9 protein-coding genes and 1 rRNA gene (1 of these 10 only partly in view) are annotated in these 14,411 nt (G+C 55.1%); 6 read left to right on the plus strand and 4 right to left on the minus strand.

Going from position 1 to position 14,411, the window contains the following annotated elements:
- Positions 1–41, plus strand: a 16S ribosomal RNA gene (locus tag RISK_RS24080) (it extends 1,494 nt beyond the left edge of the window).
- A gap of 694 nt (positions 42–735) precedes the next feature.
- Here RISK_RS24080 and RISK_RS24085 read toward each other — a convergent pair.
- Genes RISK_RS24085 through RISK_RS24095 form a run of 3 tightly spaced genes read right to left on the minus strand, consistent with a single transcriptional unit; the run spans position 736 to position 2,475 of the window.
- Positions 736–1,083: a DUF4870 domain-containing protein gene (locus RISK_RS24085; protein ID WP_047816871.1), complete on the minus strand. Its 348-nt coding sequence runs from the start codon at positions 1,081–1,083 to the stop codon at positions 736–738.
- A gap of 44 nt (positions 1,084–1,127) precedes the next feature.
- The gene (locus RISK_RS24090; RefSeq protein WP_047816872.1) at positions 1,128–1,682 is read right to left on the minus strand and encodes a GNAT family N-acetyltransferase; all 555 of its coding nucleotides are present in this window, start codon (positions 1,680–1,682) and stop codon (positions 1,128–1,130) included.
- Positions 1,683–1,725: 43 nt separating this feature from the next.
- On the minus strand, positions 1,726–2,475 hold the full coding sequence (locus tag RISK_RS24095) for a sulfite exporter TauE/SafE family protein (protein WP_047816873.1): 750 nt from the start codon (positions 2,473–2,475) through the stop codon (positions 1,726–1,728).
- Positions 2,476–2,616: 141 nt separating this feature from the next.
- Here RISK_RS24095 and RISK_RS24100 point away from each other — a divergent pair, with 141 nt between their 5' ends.
- From RISK_RS24100 to RISK_RS24110, 3 genes are all read left to right on the plus strand, one after another.
- Positions 2,617–4,215, plus strand: coding sequence for a neutral/alkaline non-lysosomal ceramidase N-terminal domain-containing protein (locus tag RISK_RS24100; protein WP_047816874.1), 1,599 nt, complete (start codon positions 2,617–2,619; stop codon positions 4,213–4,215).
- 23 nt (positions 4,216–4,238) lie between these two features.
- The gene (locus tag RISK_RS24105) at positions 4,239–7,838 is read left to right on the plus strand and encodes a family 16 glycoside hydrolase (protein WP_047816875.1); all 3,600 of its coding nucleotides are present in this window, start codon (positions 4,239–4,241) and stop codon (positions 7,836–7,838) included.
- Between the two features lie 67 nt (positions 7,839–7,905).
- On the plus strand, positions 7,906–9,384 hold the full coding sequence (locus RISK_RS24110; RefSeq protein ID WP_047816876.1) for a DUF7133 domain-containing protein: 1,479 nt from the start codon (positions 7,906–7,908) through the stop codon (positions 9,382–9,384).
- Between the two features lie 25 nt (positions 9,385–9,409).
- Here RISK_RS24110 and RISK_RS24115 read toward each other — a convergent pair whose 3' ends face one another.
- Positions 9,410–10,039, minus strand: coding sequence for an RNA polymerase sigma factor (locus RISK_RS24115; RefSeq protein WP_047816877.1), 630 nt, complete (start codon positions 10,037–10,039; stop codon positions 9,410–9,412).
- A gap of 80 nt (positions 10,040–10,119) precedes the next feature.
- Here RISK_RS24115 and RISK_RS24120 point away from each other — a divergent pair, with 80 nt between their 5' ends.
- Together RISK_RS24120 and RISK_RS24125 are read left to right on the plus strand one after the other, a co-directional pair.
- On the plus strand, positions 10,120–13,209 hold the full coding sequence (locus RISK_RS24120; protein WP_047816878.1) for a protein kinase domain-containing protein: 3,090 nt from the start codon (positions 10,120–10,122) through the stop codon (positions 13,207–13,209).
- A gap of 207 nt (positions 13,210–13,416) precedes the next feature.
- Positions 13,417–14,115: a Uma2 family endonuclease gene (locus RISK_RS24125; RefSeq protein ID WP_047816879.1), complete on the plus strand. Its 699-nt coding sequence runs from the start codon at positions 13,417–13,419 to the stop codon at positions 14,113–14,115.
- Positions 14,116–14,411: the final 296 nt, after the last annotated feature.

A 14,411-nucleotide genomic window follows, 5' to 3' on the forward strand; every position in this document is an offset into this window, starting at 1 on the left:
AAGGTAGCCGTAGGGGAACCTGCGGCTGGATCACCTCCTTTCTAAGGATTCTTAGAAATAGGTCGAGTCGGGTGACCGACAAGACTGAATCCGTGGAAACGACACTCGCAACCACTCAACAGAAAACATCGCTTTCGGGCGAGACTCTATCACCTTTTGGTCTACGAAGACCCTTCCTGGCGTGTCGCCTGCCAGGAAGGGTTTTTTCGTGCGCGCACAGAATCTCAAACGCGGTTCAAAGGAGCTTTTTGTTCCCTGGAACCTGCCCTCTCCCGGGAATCTCGCTGAACGCTCGCTTTCCGACCCCTCCCGCTGGGCGGGATGGGTTCGCAAGACGTTATGAACACGGCACTTCAAAACTGCACGGACTCTTTCAACCGCGGGGTTCGTGAGATGCTACGCGCACGTCACTTCAAAACCGCACGGCCTCTGCTGTGGAGAGGCAAGACTTTCTGTTTTGCAGGTGGGATTGGGGAGGAAAAGTGCATCCGCTGTCGGGCGGTCAATCGCTCACATTCAGCAGGCCAACGTTCGCCGGGGTTGTACGTGGGAACATTGGCATTCGCCAAAACCGTTCAAGTGCGGAATGACTCCTGCTTCCCTGCCTAACGGGCTGTGAGATCGTCTACTTTTTCATCCCCGCCCCGTGAGTTCTGGAACTCCGCGTGATTCAGCGCATGTGGACGAGGGGTTTTCCAGTGTGAAAGAGGACGCAGAAGTTCTCAGTCGGTTGGTTCAGACGAATCGATAGGTCAACGGGTACTTCCAGATTTCCCCTTGGCTGGCTTTGATCCCACCGATGATTGGGAAAACCACACTCAAAACGGCAAGGATGAGGAATCCCAGCAGCCCAATGCCGATCACTGCGAGAATTGCGAACACGATGCTGGCAATGAATTCGGTGATCAACCAGTTGGCGATGTTCCGCCCGTGGGGATCGAGCTCCGGCATGTCATCTTTTTTCAGCTGCCAGATCACGATTGGCGCCAAGAAGCCAGCGAACGGGATGACGTACCCGGCGAATTGTGAGAAATGAAGGGCCATCGCCCAGGTGTTCGTGCTGCTATTTTGTTCAGTTTGCATTGGATTTGCCTTGGGGGGTGGATGGTTGGCAGTTCAACAGGCTGTTATTCGTCTCCGGCAAGGCGCTTGGAGAGAAAAAGTGTCTCCCCCAGTTCGGAGTCCATCTCTGTCCCTGCGAATCCGTTCTTGGAGTAGAGAGATCGAGCTGGTTGGTTTCCGCGATAAACTTCGAGGGTGACTTTGCAGCAATTTCGTTCGTTTGCGAGATCCGTGATCGCTTGCATCAGAATGGATCCGATGCCTTTTCCGCGATGGGGAGCGCTGACCATCACATCGTGCACGTTCAGGACGGGGGCCGCTGCGAAGGTCGAAAAGACTTCAAAGCAGTTTGCCAGTCCAATGGCCTCGGCTCGATTGTTCGGATGGTTGATCATCGCGAAGATAGAAACCGCGTTGGGCCGTTGTGCCAATTCGGTGGCAACGCGTTGTTGGGCCCGTTTGCTCAGGCCTGGGCTCCCGATTGCCGGGTCATTGGCGTATTCAGATAGCAAACGAAGCAGTGATTTCCGGTGCGGTTCGTGTGTGTAGTCGACGCGGAGGATTTCGACGTCCAGTTTGGCCGGTTGGGAGTCGTTGGAGGAGCTTGTTTCCGTCGACATAACGCAGCGGTGTCCGGAGGCACGAGGCTTGGAAACGTTGGGTTCAGAACCAGGCCATCAATCGCATTGCTGCAATTGCGGTGAATCCGAGAAGGATCGCGTTGAACCAAGTTTGAGAAACTCGGGTGACCAACCATTTTCCCGACAAGATTCCGAGTGGGATCATGGGAGCCAGCGCGGCGCCCACCAACAATGTATCGGGTGTGATGAGACCCAGGTTGTAGCTCAACGGAAGCTTCAGGATGTTTAATACCAGAAACAGCCAGGCGCTGGTGCCGATCAATTCCCATTTCGGCAAGCTGACCGCCAGAAGATAAAGCGCAACCACTGGCCCAGCGGCATTGGCCAACATCGTTGTTAGACCTGCAAGCAGGCCAAGAAACACAGAGAACCAGACTTGGTGGGTGAATTTTTCAAACAACTTGGGGCGGAGCAAGCGTGCGGCTTGCACAGCGGCAAGCGCGAGAATGATGCCGCCGACGAGTGTTTTGAAGTGCTCGGGATCGAGGCGGTCCATCATCGCCCAACCAATCATGATTCCGACCAACGTTGGCGGAAGCAATCGTCGGACATGGGACCAATCCGCTTTTCGGCCGAAAAAGCCAATGGCACAGAGGTCCCCGACGACCAGCATCGGCAGTAGCACACCAGTGGATTCCAACGCGCCAAAGACAAAGGCGAAGAGGACCACATGCAACATGCTGATGCCAGGGAACCCGGATTTGGAGAATCCAATGCCGGTGGCGCCCACAGCCAACAGTGCAATTTGGTCGGGGGTGAGCGATGAAAGCATTGAATTTTGTGTGAGTCACGGGTGTCAGGAAGCGATGGGGGAGATCGGGAGTATCTACAATGACTCAGGGTTCACGAACCCCACCCCTCCGGCTGAACTTGGCCCCCACCTCAAAATCCCGCCTCCATCACAGGAAGAACCATGGCCAGATACTTGGCTGTTTCCGGACGTTCGATTTGGCTTGATTGGCATCTGTCGTTTTGCTTGGTCATTGGGGTCCTTGTCAGTGCTTCGATGGTTGGCGGGCAGGAAGCGACGCCCAACCATGCCACGCTCGAAGCCGCTTCGGAGTCGGATTTGTTGGTTGGCAGTGCTCAGCGAGAGATCACGCCGCCGATTGGATTCCCGATGTCAGGCTATTTTCATGAGCGACTGGCCACGGAAACACGTGACCCGCTGTTTGCGAAAGCGATGGTTTTTGAACAAGGCGACACGGTGGTGGTCTGGGTGGTCTGTGATTTGGTCGGCATCACCCGCGATTTGTTCGAAGAAGTGGCGCGGAGATCCGAATCGTTGCACGGGATCCCGGCCAAAAATCACCTTGTTTCAGCGACACATTCGCACACCGCTCCGGATTATCGAGCACACCTGGTTCGTCATCTTCGTGGTGAACTGAAAGAGGAGTCTCCCTACGCAGAAAAGCTGGTCAACGGAATTGTGGGAGCGATCGGTGACGCCATCTCGAGCAAGCGTTCGGCCAAAGTCTTGGCGGGCAACGCGATTCAATCGGTGCCGGTTTCATTCAATCGACGCTCGGTCATGAAAGACGGCAGCATTCTGACGTGGCAACGTGAGTCCAACCCAGAGCGAATTCGTTCCGCTGGTCCGATCGATGACCAGTTGGGCGTGATCGCGGTGGTCGATTCCGAAACCAATCGACCGTTCACGATTTGCAGCAGCTACGCGTTGCATTTGGACACCGTCGGCGGGACGCGTTGGAGTGCGGACTACCCGGCTTTCATGCAGCGAGCGGTGGCTGAAAAGTTTGGTGACGATGTGCTTTCGATCTTTGGTGCTGGCACGTGCGGTGACATCAATCACGCCGATCCATCCCGCCAAGAACGCAATTCCTGCGAATTCATTGGGTATTCTTTGGGTGAGACCTTGGTGAACCAGGCTCGTTCGATGTTGGAGAGCTCAATCAAAACATCGCCCAATCCGAAATCGCGATTAAAATATCGTCACGCGGTGGTGCCGTTGCCGCTGCAAACGTTGACTGAACAGCAGATTGATCGTGCGAGAGAGTTGATCCCGATTGCCCGTGGGGGCGAAAAGGTGGCGTTTGAGGATCTCGTTGCCGCCAACCGAGATGCTCAGCTGGACCGTTTGACCCACAATCCTTCGTGGATCGACGGCGAAGATCCAGCGAATGTTTCGCCGATGATTGCCTGGAAAGGCATCGGTGATCATTTGCCCGTTGAGGTCGCGACCATCACTGTGGGGGATGAGTTGGCCATCGTCTTCCTGCCAGGAGAGGTTTTTGTTGATTTAGGTTTGGCGATCAAGCGTCATTCGCCTTTTGAAACCACGCTGGTGATTGAGTTGTCCAACTGTGTCGAAACCGCCTACCTGCCCACGCATGCCGCGTATGCCCAGGGCAGCTACGAGGTCATCAATTCCCGAACCCAGCCTGGATCGGGTGAAAAATTAGTTGCCGCAGCACTCGCGTTGCTCCGTAGCGCGGCCTCGGATGAAAACTCTGTGAAATACGAACTCCCTTCTGAACTGACTTCTCGATGATTCTAACTTTGAAGACTTTCCCTATGCGAATGCGTCTGCCAGTTCTGAGACCTCTGGCCGGATTGATTCTGGTTTTTGGATGTGCGATTGGATTTGGATCAGTTTCCGCCCAAGAGCCGGCAGCCGGTGATCCGGACCTTGAATTGCAAGGTGAATATGTCGCCAACGAGCTTGGGGTCCAGGTCATTGCGATCGGGGACGGCGAGTTCGACGTCGTGATCTATGAAGGTGGCCTGCCCGGGGCCGGTGCCAAGCCTTCGCCGCGAAAAATTGAAGCGGACGAAGACGTTTTGTTGGGGCTGGTGGATTCCATGAATCTGCGACGGGTCGAGCGTGTCAGCAGCACGATGGGTCGGTCCGCACCGGCGAAAGCGACTGTCCTGTTCGATGGAACCAAAGATGCGGCGGAAGCAAATTGGGAAAATGGACGGCTCAGTCCTGAAGGTTGGTTGATGCAGGGGACAACGAGCAAGCCGAAATTCCAAGACTACACGTTGCACTTGGAGTTTCGGACGCCGTTCATGCCCAAGGCAACGGGCCAACAGCGTGGCAACAGTGGCATCTATCACCAAGGCCGCTACGAAACTCAGGTGTTGGATTCGTTTGGATTGGAAGGACTCGATAACGAATGCGGTGCGATTTACACCGTCAGTGCTCCCGCGGTCAACGTTTGCTATCCGCCAATGCAGTGGCAGACATACGATGTCGATTTCACGGCGGCGAGATTCGATGACGCAGGGAAGAAAGTCACTGATGCTCGGATGACCGTTCGTTTGAACGGAGTCATTGTTCAGAACAATGTCGTCGTTCCGCACGTGACTCCGGGCGCGAAATTGAAAGAGGGGCCCGAGCCTGGTCCCATCTATTTGCAAGATCACGGGAACCCGGTTCGGTACCGAAACATTTGGGTTTTGCCACGCGACGCGGATCGCGAAGCCAAGCGGCCAATTGTTTCAGGATTTGAACGTTTCTCTGGAACCAATGCGTTGTCGATGGCCGATGCCGGCGAAGTCTTGATCGACAACTTGGCCTGCGGAGCGTGTCACGCAGCAGGAACATCGATGTTGCCCTCGCAGGGCGGTCCCGATTTGTCGCAAGTCTTTGGGCGTGTTCGTGCCGATGCCATCGTTGAAATGATCGCCGATCCCCACACCACCAAGCGTGGAACGACGATGCCCGATCCGTGGCCTGCAATGGATGCGGCTGAGCGACGGGAACGTGCGAATGAAATCGCAAGCTACCTGCATTCCATCAACGATCAACCACTCGAAGATCGAATCGTCAGTGCGAAACTTGCAGATCGTGGCGCAGAGCTCTACCAAAAAGTTGGCTGCGTCGCCTGCCACTCGGCCGATCCCGCCAGTCCCAGCCCAATGTCGGTGCCGCTGGGTAAACCACATCGCAAGTACACATTGCCGTCTTTGACGAAGTTCTTGAAAACCTGCAATCAACTCCGTCCCGGATTGCGAATGCCAGCGATGGTGGGCACCGACGAAGAGATCATGGCGGTCGCGGCCTATCTGACTCGCGAAGTCACCGTGGGCGAAACGGCGGACTCGTTCACGAGGAAGGTTTATCACGGGTCATGGGATCAACTGCCAAAGTTCGATTCGTTGAAACCTGTCTCCGAAGATCGAGTCAGTGGACTGACGTTTGATGACCTGAAACGAAGAAACAATTTCGCGATCGTTTACGAAACCGATTTGCATGTGAACTCGGACACCAAGTTGACGTTCTACTTGGCCAGCGACGACGGAAGTGCGCTCGAAATTGACGGCCATCGATTGGAGAACGATGGGATCCATCCTCACAAAACGGTCACCGCTGAATACGAGTTGAAGGTCGGCGTGTATCCCGTCCGCGTGGAGTACTTTGATGGTGGAGGGCAAACTTCCCTGAGTCTTGAAGTGGAAGGTGACTCCTTCGCTCGCGACGACATTGCCATTTGGTTGAGCAACACGGTGGGGGGAAAGCCACTGGATTTGTTGCCAAGCGAATTTGTTGCGGACTCGTCTTTGATTGAGAAAGGAAAGCAGCAGTTCTACGCTGCCGGATGTGCCAATTGTCATTCGGCGGGCGCGGACAAGGCCGCTGCTTTGCAAACGGTTCAAGCACCCGCGTTGGATCAAGCGAGCGAAGGGAAAGGTTGTTTGTCCGATGACGTTTCGGCACCAGCGGTCGACTTTGCGTTGGGGGCGTCTCAGACTTCCGCCATTGAGTCGGCGCTCAAGCGGCGGCGTTCTGGACAACGTCCCAAGGGGACCGATGCGCGTCGTGTTCACATGACGATGCTGGGGTTGAATTGCTACGCCTGTCACCAACGCGATGGTGTCGGCGGACCCGAGTTGTCACGCGACGAGTCGTTTGTTTCGACGGTTCCCGAGATGGGACTGGAGGGCCGTTTGCCTCCGCAATTAACGGGTGTTGGCGACAAACTGACTCCTCAAACGATCACCGATGTGTTGAATCACGGCGCCAACATTCGCAGTTACATGGGCACGCGGATGCCGGCGTTTGCGTACGAACCGCTGCGAGACTGGCATGCCGCAGTTGGTCGTTTGGACATGAATCCGACGGTCGAAGAAGCGGACACCACCGCCAACGAATCCACGGTCGTTTCCAACGGTCGCGAGCTTTGTGGCAACGACGGATTGGCGTGCATCAAGTGTCATAGTTTCGGTGGAGACACGGGGGGTGGATTGGGAGCCATTGATCTTTTGACGATGCCCAAACGACTTCGATATGAATGGTTCCAACGTTACTTGCAGAACCCGACTTTGTACCGACCCGGCACTCGGATGCCGAACAGTTTTGTGGATGGCAAGTCCGCGATCACCACGATTGAAGACGGGGACCCGGTCAACCAAACCGACGCGATTTGGAAGTACCTGTCGCTTGGTGACAAAGCCAAGGAACCTGTGGGGCTGAAACAGGACGCGATTGTGTTGCAACCGACCGAGCAGGCACTCCGGATCTATCGCAACTTCTTCACCGGAGTCAGTGCGCGTGGGATTGGAATCGCCTTCCCAAATAAAACCAACCTGATTTGGGATGCCGAGCAAATGACTTTGTCTCGGGTTTGGAGGAATGGCTTCTTCGATGCATCGATGCACTGGCGTGGTCGGGGGCAAGGTCGCCAGGAACCTCTTGGGGATGCGGTCGCGATTCTGGAGGGGCAGTCCACTTTGGCGCAGCTTCCAAGCATCGCTGCGGCTTGGCCAGCGAAATCGGCGAGAGCCCGTGATTTCCGTTTCGGCGGGTATCAATTGAGTGGCGGCGAAACCATCACCATTGGGTTTGCTCAAGGTGATTTGAAAGTGGAGGACACCATTTCATCGCAAACGCCGGCTGGTGAGAAACCATCGCCTCGACTGAGTCGAACGTTGACGATTTCGGTTCCCGCTGCGAATGGCAGCGAGCAGTGGGTGTGGCAACCGACCGACCAGCCCATAGAACTCGTGGATGAATCGGAGGGCACGCAAGTTTTCCGTGTCAGCAACCAAACGAGTTTGCAGATTCAAGGCATACGGCTTGAGAAGGTGACGGTGGATGGCAAAGCGATTTGGCGTGCTGCTTTGCCGGCCGGGGAAGCATCGACGATCCAGCAGACAATTGCTTGGTGATGAATCTCCGACGCGTTGCTTTGAATTGACACTTTTGCCACCGAACTTTTAATTGATTACCTGAACGATGAACTTCATGCGAATTCGATTTTTGGCCAGCTTGGTTTTGCTGTTGAGCTTTGTCTCAGCGACTCAGGCGGATCAACCGAAGGAAAGCGATTACTACACGATCACGACCTTCGAAACTCCGGAGGGCGAGGTCATCGAAGCGTGTGGCTTTGAATGGATGGAAGACGGTCGATTGGCGGTGTGTTCACGCCGTGGCGACATCTTCATGATCGAGAATCCACTCGCTGAAAAAGTGACCGCGGATCAGTTCAGTGTGTTTGCTCGCGGGCTGCATGAACCACTCAGCTTGACCGAACAAGACGGTTGGTTGATCGCGACGCAGCGTCCTGAAATCACACGTTTGAAGGACACCGATGGCGATGGTGCGGCGGACGTTTTTCAGACGCATGCGGATGGATGGGGCGTGTCGGGTGACTACCACGAGTACGCGTTTGGATCAAAACTCGATGCCAACGGTGACATGCTGATCACGTTGTGTCTGACCGGGTCGTTCAGCAGCAAGGTTCCGTTTCGGGGTTGGGCGATGAAGGTCACTTCGGACGGCCAAACCATTCCGTATTCCAGCGGCGTGCGCTCGCCCGGTGGGATGGGGACGGATTCGAACGGCAATGTTTTCTACACCGACAACCAAGGCCCTTGGAACGGAACATGTGGTCTGAAAGTGCTGCGAGAAGGCAAGTTCATGGGCCATCCCGGCGGTTGGGATTGGTATGACGATGCACCGAACATGGGCAAGCGTCCTCAAGAACCTGAAAGCGGCAGTCGCATTTTGACCGAAGCGGCCAAAATCCCAGAACTAATACCAACAGTGGTCATGTTTCCCTACGACAAGATGGGAAAGAGTGCGTCGGGCATCGTTTGCGATCAGTCAGGCGGCAAATTTGGACCGTTCGAAAAACAATTGTTCGTCAGCGATCAGTCGCAAAGCACGGTCATGCGAGTCGACCTGGAAGAAGTCGATGGCGTCTGGCAGGGCGTTTGTTTTCCTTTTCGACGAGGGTTTGCCTCAGGCAATGTCGGGATGGAAATGGCTCCCAACGGATCGATGTTTGTTGGCGGAACCAACCGTGGTTGGGGATCAACCGGGCCGCGACCATTCGCGGTCGAACGATTGGATTGGACTGGAGAAAATCCGTTTGAAATCAAGCACATGAAGTCAACGGCAGATGGTTTCGACCTGGAATTCACTCAGCCTGTTGATGCGGCAACGGCGACCGATTTGGCGGGTTATGAGATCGAGACTTACACGTATGAGTACCGTTCGCAGTACGGCAGTCCAGAGGTGGATCCGACCCAACCCACGATCACATCTGCAACTGTTTCGGAGGACGGAATGCACGTGCGATTGGTGATCGACGGATTGCAACTCGGTCATGTTCACGAGCTTCATTCCAATGGTGTCCGCAACCAAGACGGCAACCCGCTCTTGCACCCTCAGGCGTACTACACCCTGAATAAGATCAACGAGGCCAACTGATTCAGGGCAATGACTTGCCGTTGGTCTATTCCGGCAGTTCCGCCATTCGTTTGCGAAGTCGGCGAAGCACGCGCGACTTCGCTTGGTAAACGCTGGCCACGGAAAGGCCTAACTTGTCTGCGACCGTTGATGCAGGTTGCTGATCGACGGTGGTGGCCCAGAACGCTTGCCAGGTCATGGTTTCAAATTCAGATTCGACCGATGCCATGACCTGTCGGATCAGTGGGCTTTCGATTGACGCGGGGCAAATGGTGGAATCCAGCGTGTCGGCAATTTCTTGCTCACCGATTTGATGCAATTGATCGAGCGCTTCGCTGCCCCCGATCGCTCGTCCATCAGCCTCAGCGAGTTTGTTGAGCTTTCGAAAGTGATCACGAACGCGATTGCGTGTGATCGTGGCCAACCAAGAACGAAAGCTGCCTTCGCGTTTCTTTCTTTGGAAGTCGCCAATGCCTCGGGCCACGGATGCAAAGACTTCTTGCACCACATCGGGTGCATCGGACGCGGGGATTCCTGAGGTCCGACACCAGCGGTAGACGATCGGCCCGAAGGTGCCAACCAAACGGATCCAGCTTTCGGCATCCATCTGTTTGACGCCGGAAATCAGCATCGATGACAGGGTGGGATGTTCGTTCGAGGGCGACGCGTGGCTCATGAAAAAGATTTTATCAGCAAATGGTGTCAGATGCCTGCGTTCATCCTGGTGCGTTACCTTAACTATCCCGGAGGACACCCATGATGACCGCAACTGAATGCCCGTCGATCGAACGATTGAAGGATTTGACGCTGGGCCGATTGGCCGAAGAAGACAGCGACTCGATGCTAGATCACCTTCGTGATTGTGAAGTTTGCCAATCCGAATTGGAAACGATCGGCGATGGCGAGGACTCATTGATCCAAGCCATTCGATCGCCTGACGACGCTTCGGAATGGATTCTCGAGCCACAATGCGACGTGGCCGTGATCGCTGCTTTGGGTGTGATCGGAATTGGTCAGCAATCACCCGCCGTCTCGGAAATGCCGGGTTTTCCGGTCTCGATTGGTGAATATGAGATCGTTCGCCCGCTGGGCCGCGGCGGGATGGGCAATGTCTATTTGGCTCGTCATACCAAACTAGGCCGCCTGGTCGCGCTCAAGGTCTTGGCCGGGCATCGTCTCGCAGATGCCAAAATGAAAGAGCGATTTGAGGCTGAGATGCGGGCCGTGGGACAGCTCAGTCACCCTGGGATCGTCACGGCCCATGACGCACGTGAAATCGATGGCACAGCGGTTTTAATAACCGAATTCATTGACGGAATGGATTTGGCTCAGTTGGTTTCGCGAACCGGGCCGATCGGCGTTGCGGACGCTTGTGATCTGATTCGCCAAGTGGCCGTCGCACTGCAATACACCAGCGACCAAGGTTTCGTTCACCGCGACGTCAAACCGTCCAACATCATGTTGAGTCATTCTGGCGAGGTGAAGTTGTTGGATCTGGGATTGGCTCGTTTGCAGGAGCCTCGTCACGAAACATCAGGCTTGACCGGCACCGGACAAGCGATGGGGACAGCGGATTACATTGCCCCCGAGCAGGTCACGGACAGTCGTGGCGTCGACGTTCGCGCCGACATTTATTCGCTTGGTTGCACGTTGTTCAAATTGCTGACGGGGCAGGCCCCGTTTGCTGGACCGCAATGCGCGACCGCGTTTGCCAAGATGACCGCTCATGTTTCCTCGCCACCACCGGTGCTCAGAGATTTCTTGCCCGATGCACCCGCTGGGTTGAACAAGTTTGTTGCATCGATGTTGGGCAAAGACCCAACATCGCGACCACAAACGCCGATGCAGGTCGCTGAAAAGCTGAAGCTATTTGTGAGCGACGCGAATCTGGCTGGTTTGATCGCTCGTGCCGAAACAGCCTCACCCGAGCGTGCACCCGCCAGCCATCCAGAAACCAAGGTTTTTCCCAAAACACAAAGTTGGCGACGACGAACGGTGTCCCTCACCGCGGCGATCGCCGCAGGTTTCTTGGGGCTGTTCATTGGATTGATGAGTGGCTTATTGATCCGCATCAAAATGCCCGACGGTTCGATCGTGACCGTGAATGCACCTGATGGAAGCGAAGTTAGCATCGTTCCCGAAGTGGCGCGCGACCTACCATCTGAAAACATCGCGTTGCCCGCCGTTGCCGGATTCGAAGAACAGCGTGAAGAAGCGTTTCTAAAATTCGCGATCTTGGCAACCGAAGAAGAAATGCGGGAGTACGGTTCGAAATACGAAGGTCTTCCTCAGGACTTTGCCGCCACGCGAGATGGGTTTCGATGGTATGCGGCCGATCCGGATGCGGACCTTTCTTCGCCGCTGCACATGAACGGGAAAACATTGCATTTGGTCCGCGAGGTTGGTTCGCTGGCAATCGATCAAGACAAGCTTCGCGAAGAGATCGACATGGCGAAAGCAAAGGGCACTTCGCACATCGATCTTCGCTTGAGTAATTCGGCGGGGCAGGCACTTCGTAAACTCACGGCCAGCAACATGCGACGAAAGTTGGCGATCATCGTCAACGGGAAGATCCGAATGGCACCGACGATCATGGCGGAAGTTGGACGCGACATTGCTATCACGGGTCGTTTTACCCAGGAAGAAATCCGCTTCTTGATGGCTGCGTTGAGCAGTGGATTGGTCACGCCGCTTTCAAAACAAGATCGAGGAATCCAAACCAAATCAGATCTTGAGCGACTTCAGGGTGTTTGGCGACTCTCTGGTCGATCAGATGCCACGCTGCTTGCCTTTGATGGTCGGGACTTTTACATAGCTGATGATCAGTCCATTCGAGCGGCGGGGCATATTGCCGCGATGACTTCGGGCGATGGCGATTTGAGAGAAGTTCTTTTTACGAACCTGATCACGAAGAAGTCTGCTCCGCAGCTGTTGGTTTACCGTTTTCTTATCGGTGATCGATTGGAGTTCGAGTCCAAACGCTCAGTTTCGGCAAATTCGAATGTTCTGGGGCTTGATGCGGGCAAGGGATTCTTCATCGTTGAGCGACTGGGGGATTTTCCAACTGACGCCGATGAAGTTGTCTCTTTGTCTCGCCGGTTCAGATCGATGCTGGCGAGGCAAGATTCGCAGGAGAGCGGTTCTTATTCCCCGGGAGTTGTCCTTCCTGCCGTGACTCTACTCATGAATGCAAAGACGATGGGGATGGAAGCTGTTGTCAAAGCGGTTGGCAAGATTCAGGCAGCTGAACGCGATGTCCAGTCCACCAATCAATTGAAGCAGATGGGGATTGCCTTTCACAACTTTGCGTCGGCTTATCGAAAGTTTCCTGCCTCGGCATCGATGGCGAGAGAGGGAGCGATTGGAATCAACGACCAATCCGAGTTGAAGCCGTTTTCTTGGCGAGTGGCGATTCTACCTTTCATTGAGCAACAGGAGCTATTCGAGCAGTATCGGTTTGACGAACCGTGGGACAGTGACGCGAACTTGAAGTTGCTACCTAAGATGCCTTCCATCTATCGCCGTCCGGATGCACCGGAGGATCAACCCGTCGGGCAGGCCAACTATCAAGGCATCGCCAATGGTGCCAGTGCATTGGGCATCGACGATGGAGTCAAGTTCAAAGACATCCGGGATGGACTTGCCAACACGTTGCTGATTTTGGAAACGAAATCGTCAGTTCCTTGGACGAAGCCGCAAGATCTCAGTGAGTTGCCAGAGTTTGCTGATGATGCCGTGCTTCGGTATCTGATGGCCGATGGTGCCGTGAGAACGATGGATCCGGTGGACGAAGAAAAACTGAAGGCTTTGATCACTCGGGACGGTGGTGAACAAGTTGAGCCTTAGTTCGCTCTCGTCGAATACCTCCACTAAGCAGGTCGGCAGGAGTCTTTCGGCATTTGGACTGTTTCGGTAAGCGTCGTTGCTCCCACGTCCAACCGGGGCTAACGCCCAAACGGCTCACATGATGATGCCCGGTCATCCCTGCCGACCAGCTTAGAAGCAGAGAGCTTTGGTTTGAGTCGGTCATCTGATTTGAGTTAGAATGTGACCATGCAAATTCCCGGTCTTCCCAACGCTACCGCCAATGCGGCTTTGCCTCTCAGTGTCGCTGACACGCTGACGGACCTGGGAGGCATTTCGTCCGATCGATTGCGGGTGGTTGAAGCCTCCAGGCCCGCCGCAGCGGAGGATCTTGCCATCCTTCATGCTCAGGGTGTGATGTGCGAACTCGTCGATGGCCAATTGGTGGAGAAGCAGATGGGGTTCAAAGAATCACTGCTGGCGGCTGTGTTGATCGAATTCTTGAGTGCATTTGCGAGGCAACACAAGCTGGGCATCGTCTCGGGGCCGGATGGTTTTGTGACCCTCTTTCCAGATCTGATTCGCGGTCCCGACGTGGCTTTTTTGTCCTGGGACCGGCTGCCGGGCGGGCGATTGCCAGAGGAAGCGTTTCCCCGAATTGTTCCTGATTTGGTGGTGGAGGTTCTCAGTCCGGGGAACACTCGGGCGGAAATGGCTCGCAAACGTCGCGAATATTTTCACGCTGGCGTCCGGTTGGTTTGGACGGTGGATCCCATTCGAAGGTCCGTTGCCATCTTCACCACGGCGACGCAGTCCTCGGTACTTGGCGAAACGGAATCACTCGATGGTGGCGACGTTCTGCCCGGGCTGAAGATCAGCTTGGCGGAGGTGTTCGCAGTTTTGGATGGTCCCGATGCGGACGAGAATCCTACCGTTGCAAACGGTTGATTGAGCAGCATTCCTCGTAGTCACTGTCCGGTTGATCCTGCTGTTTGAATGCCCGCAAAGTTCTCGGGTGAAAGCTTCACCTGACCCAGGTCGTTGGTGTCAGCCCAGGCTAACGCTGGACTGCTAAATGTTTGTTATTGGCATTCCGATAGCGAATGCAATTTTTCTTCCGGCTTCTGTCTTTCTTCATCCCGGTAGGGATTTTAGATGGTAGCCGGGGGTTGCTGCGTAGCAGCGCACCCCCGGAAAACGAGCTCCCATAAAACTCTCCATCCCGCCGTGGCCAATGGCCACGG

Source organism: Rhodopirellula islandica, from assembly GCF_001027925.1.
Taxonomy (GTDB): domain Bacteria; phylum Planctomycetota; class Planctomycetia; order Pirellulales; family Pirellulaceae; genus Rhodopirellula; species Rhodopirellula islandica.

Coding starts and splice junctions, on each gene's coding strand:
- RISK_RS24125 (WP_047816879.1), top strand. CDS start 13,417: ATGCAAATTCCCGGTCTTCCCAACGCTACCGCCAATGCGGCTTTGCCT.
- RISK_RS24095 (WP_047816873.1), bottom strand. CDS start 2,475: ATGCTTTCATCGCTCACCCCCGACCAAATTGCACTGTTGGCTGTGGGC.
- RISK_RS24090 (WP_047816872.1), bottom strand. CDS start 1,682: ATGTCGACGGAAACAAGCTCCTCCAACGACTCCCAACCGGCCAAACTG.
- RISK_RS24120 (WP_047816878.1), top strand. CDS start 10,120: ATGATGACCGCAACTGAATGCCCGTCGATCGAACGATTGAAGGATTTG.
- RISK_RS24110 (WP_047816876.1), top strand. CDS start 7,906: ATGAACTTCATGCGAATTCGATTTTTGGCCAGCTTGGTTTTGCTGTTG.
- RISK_RS24115 (WP_047816877.1), bottom strand. CDS start 10,039: ATGAGCCACGCGTCGCCCTCGAACGAACATCCCACCCTGTCATCGATG.
- RISK_RS24100 (WP_047816874.1), top strand. CDS start 2,617: ATGGCCAGATACTTGGCTGTTTCCGGACGTTCGATTTGGCTTGATTGG.
- RISK_RS24105 (WP_047816875.1), top strand. CDS start 4,239: ATGCGAATGCGTCTGCCAGTTCTGAGACCTCTGGCCGGATTGATTCTG.
- RISK_RS24085 (WP_047816871.1), bottom strand. CDS start 1,083: ATGCAAACTGAACAAAATAGCAGCACGAACACCTGGGCGATGGCCCTT.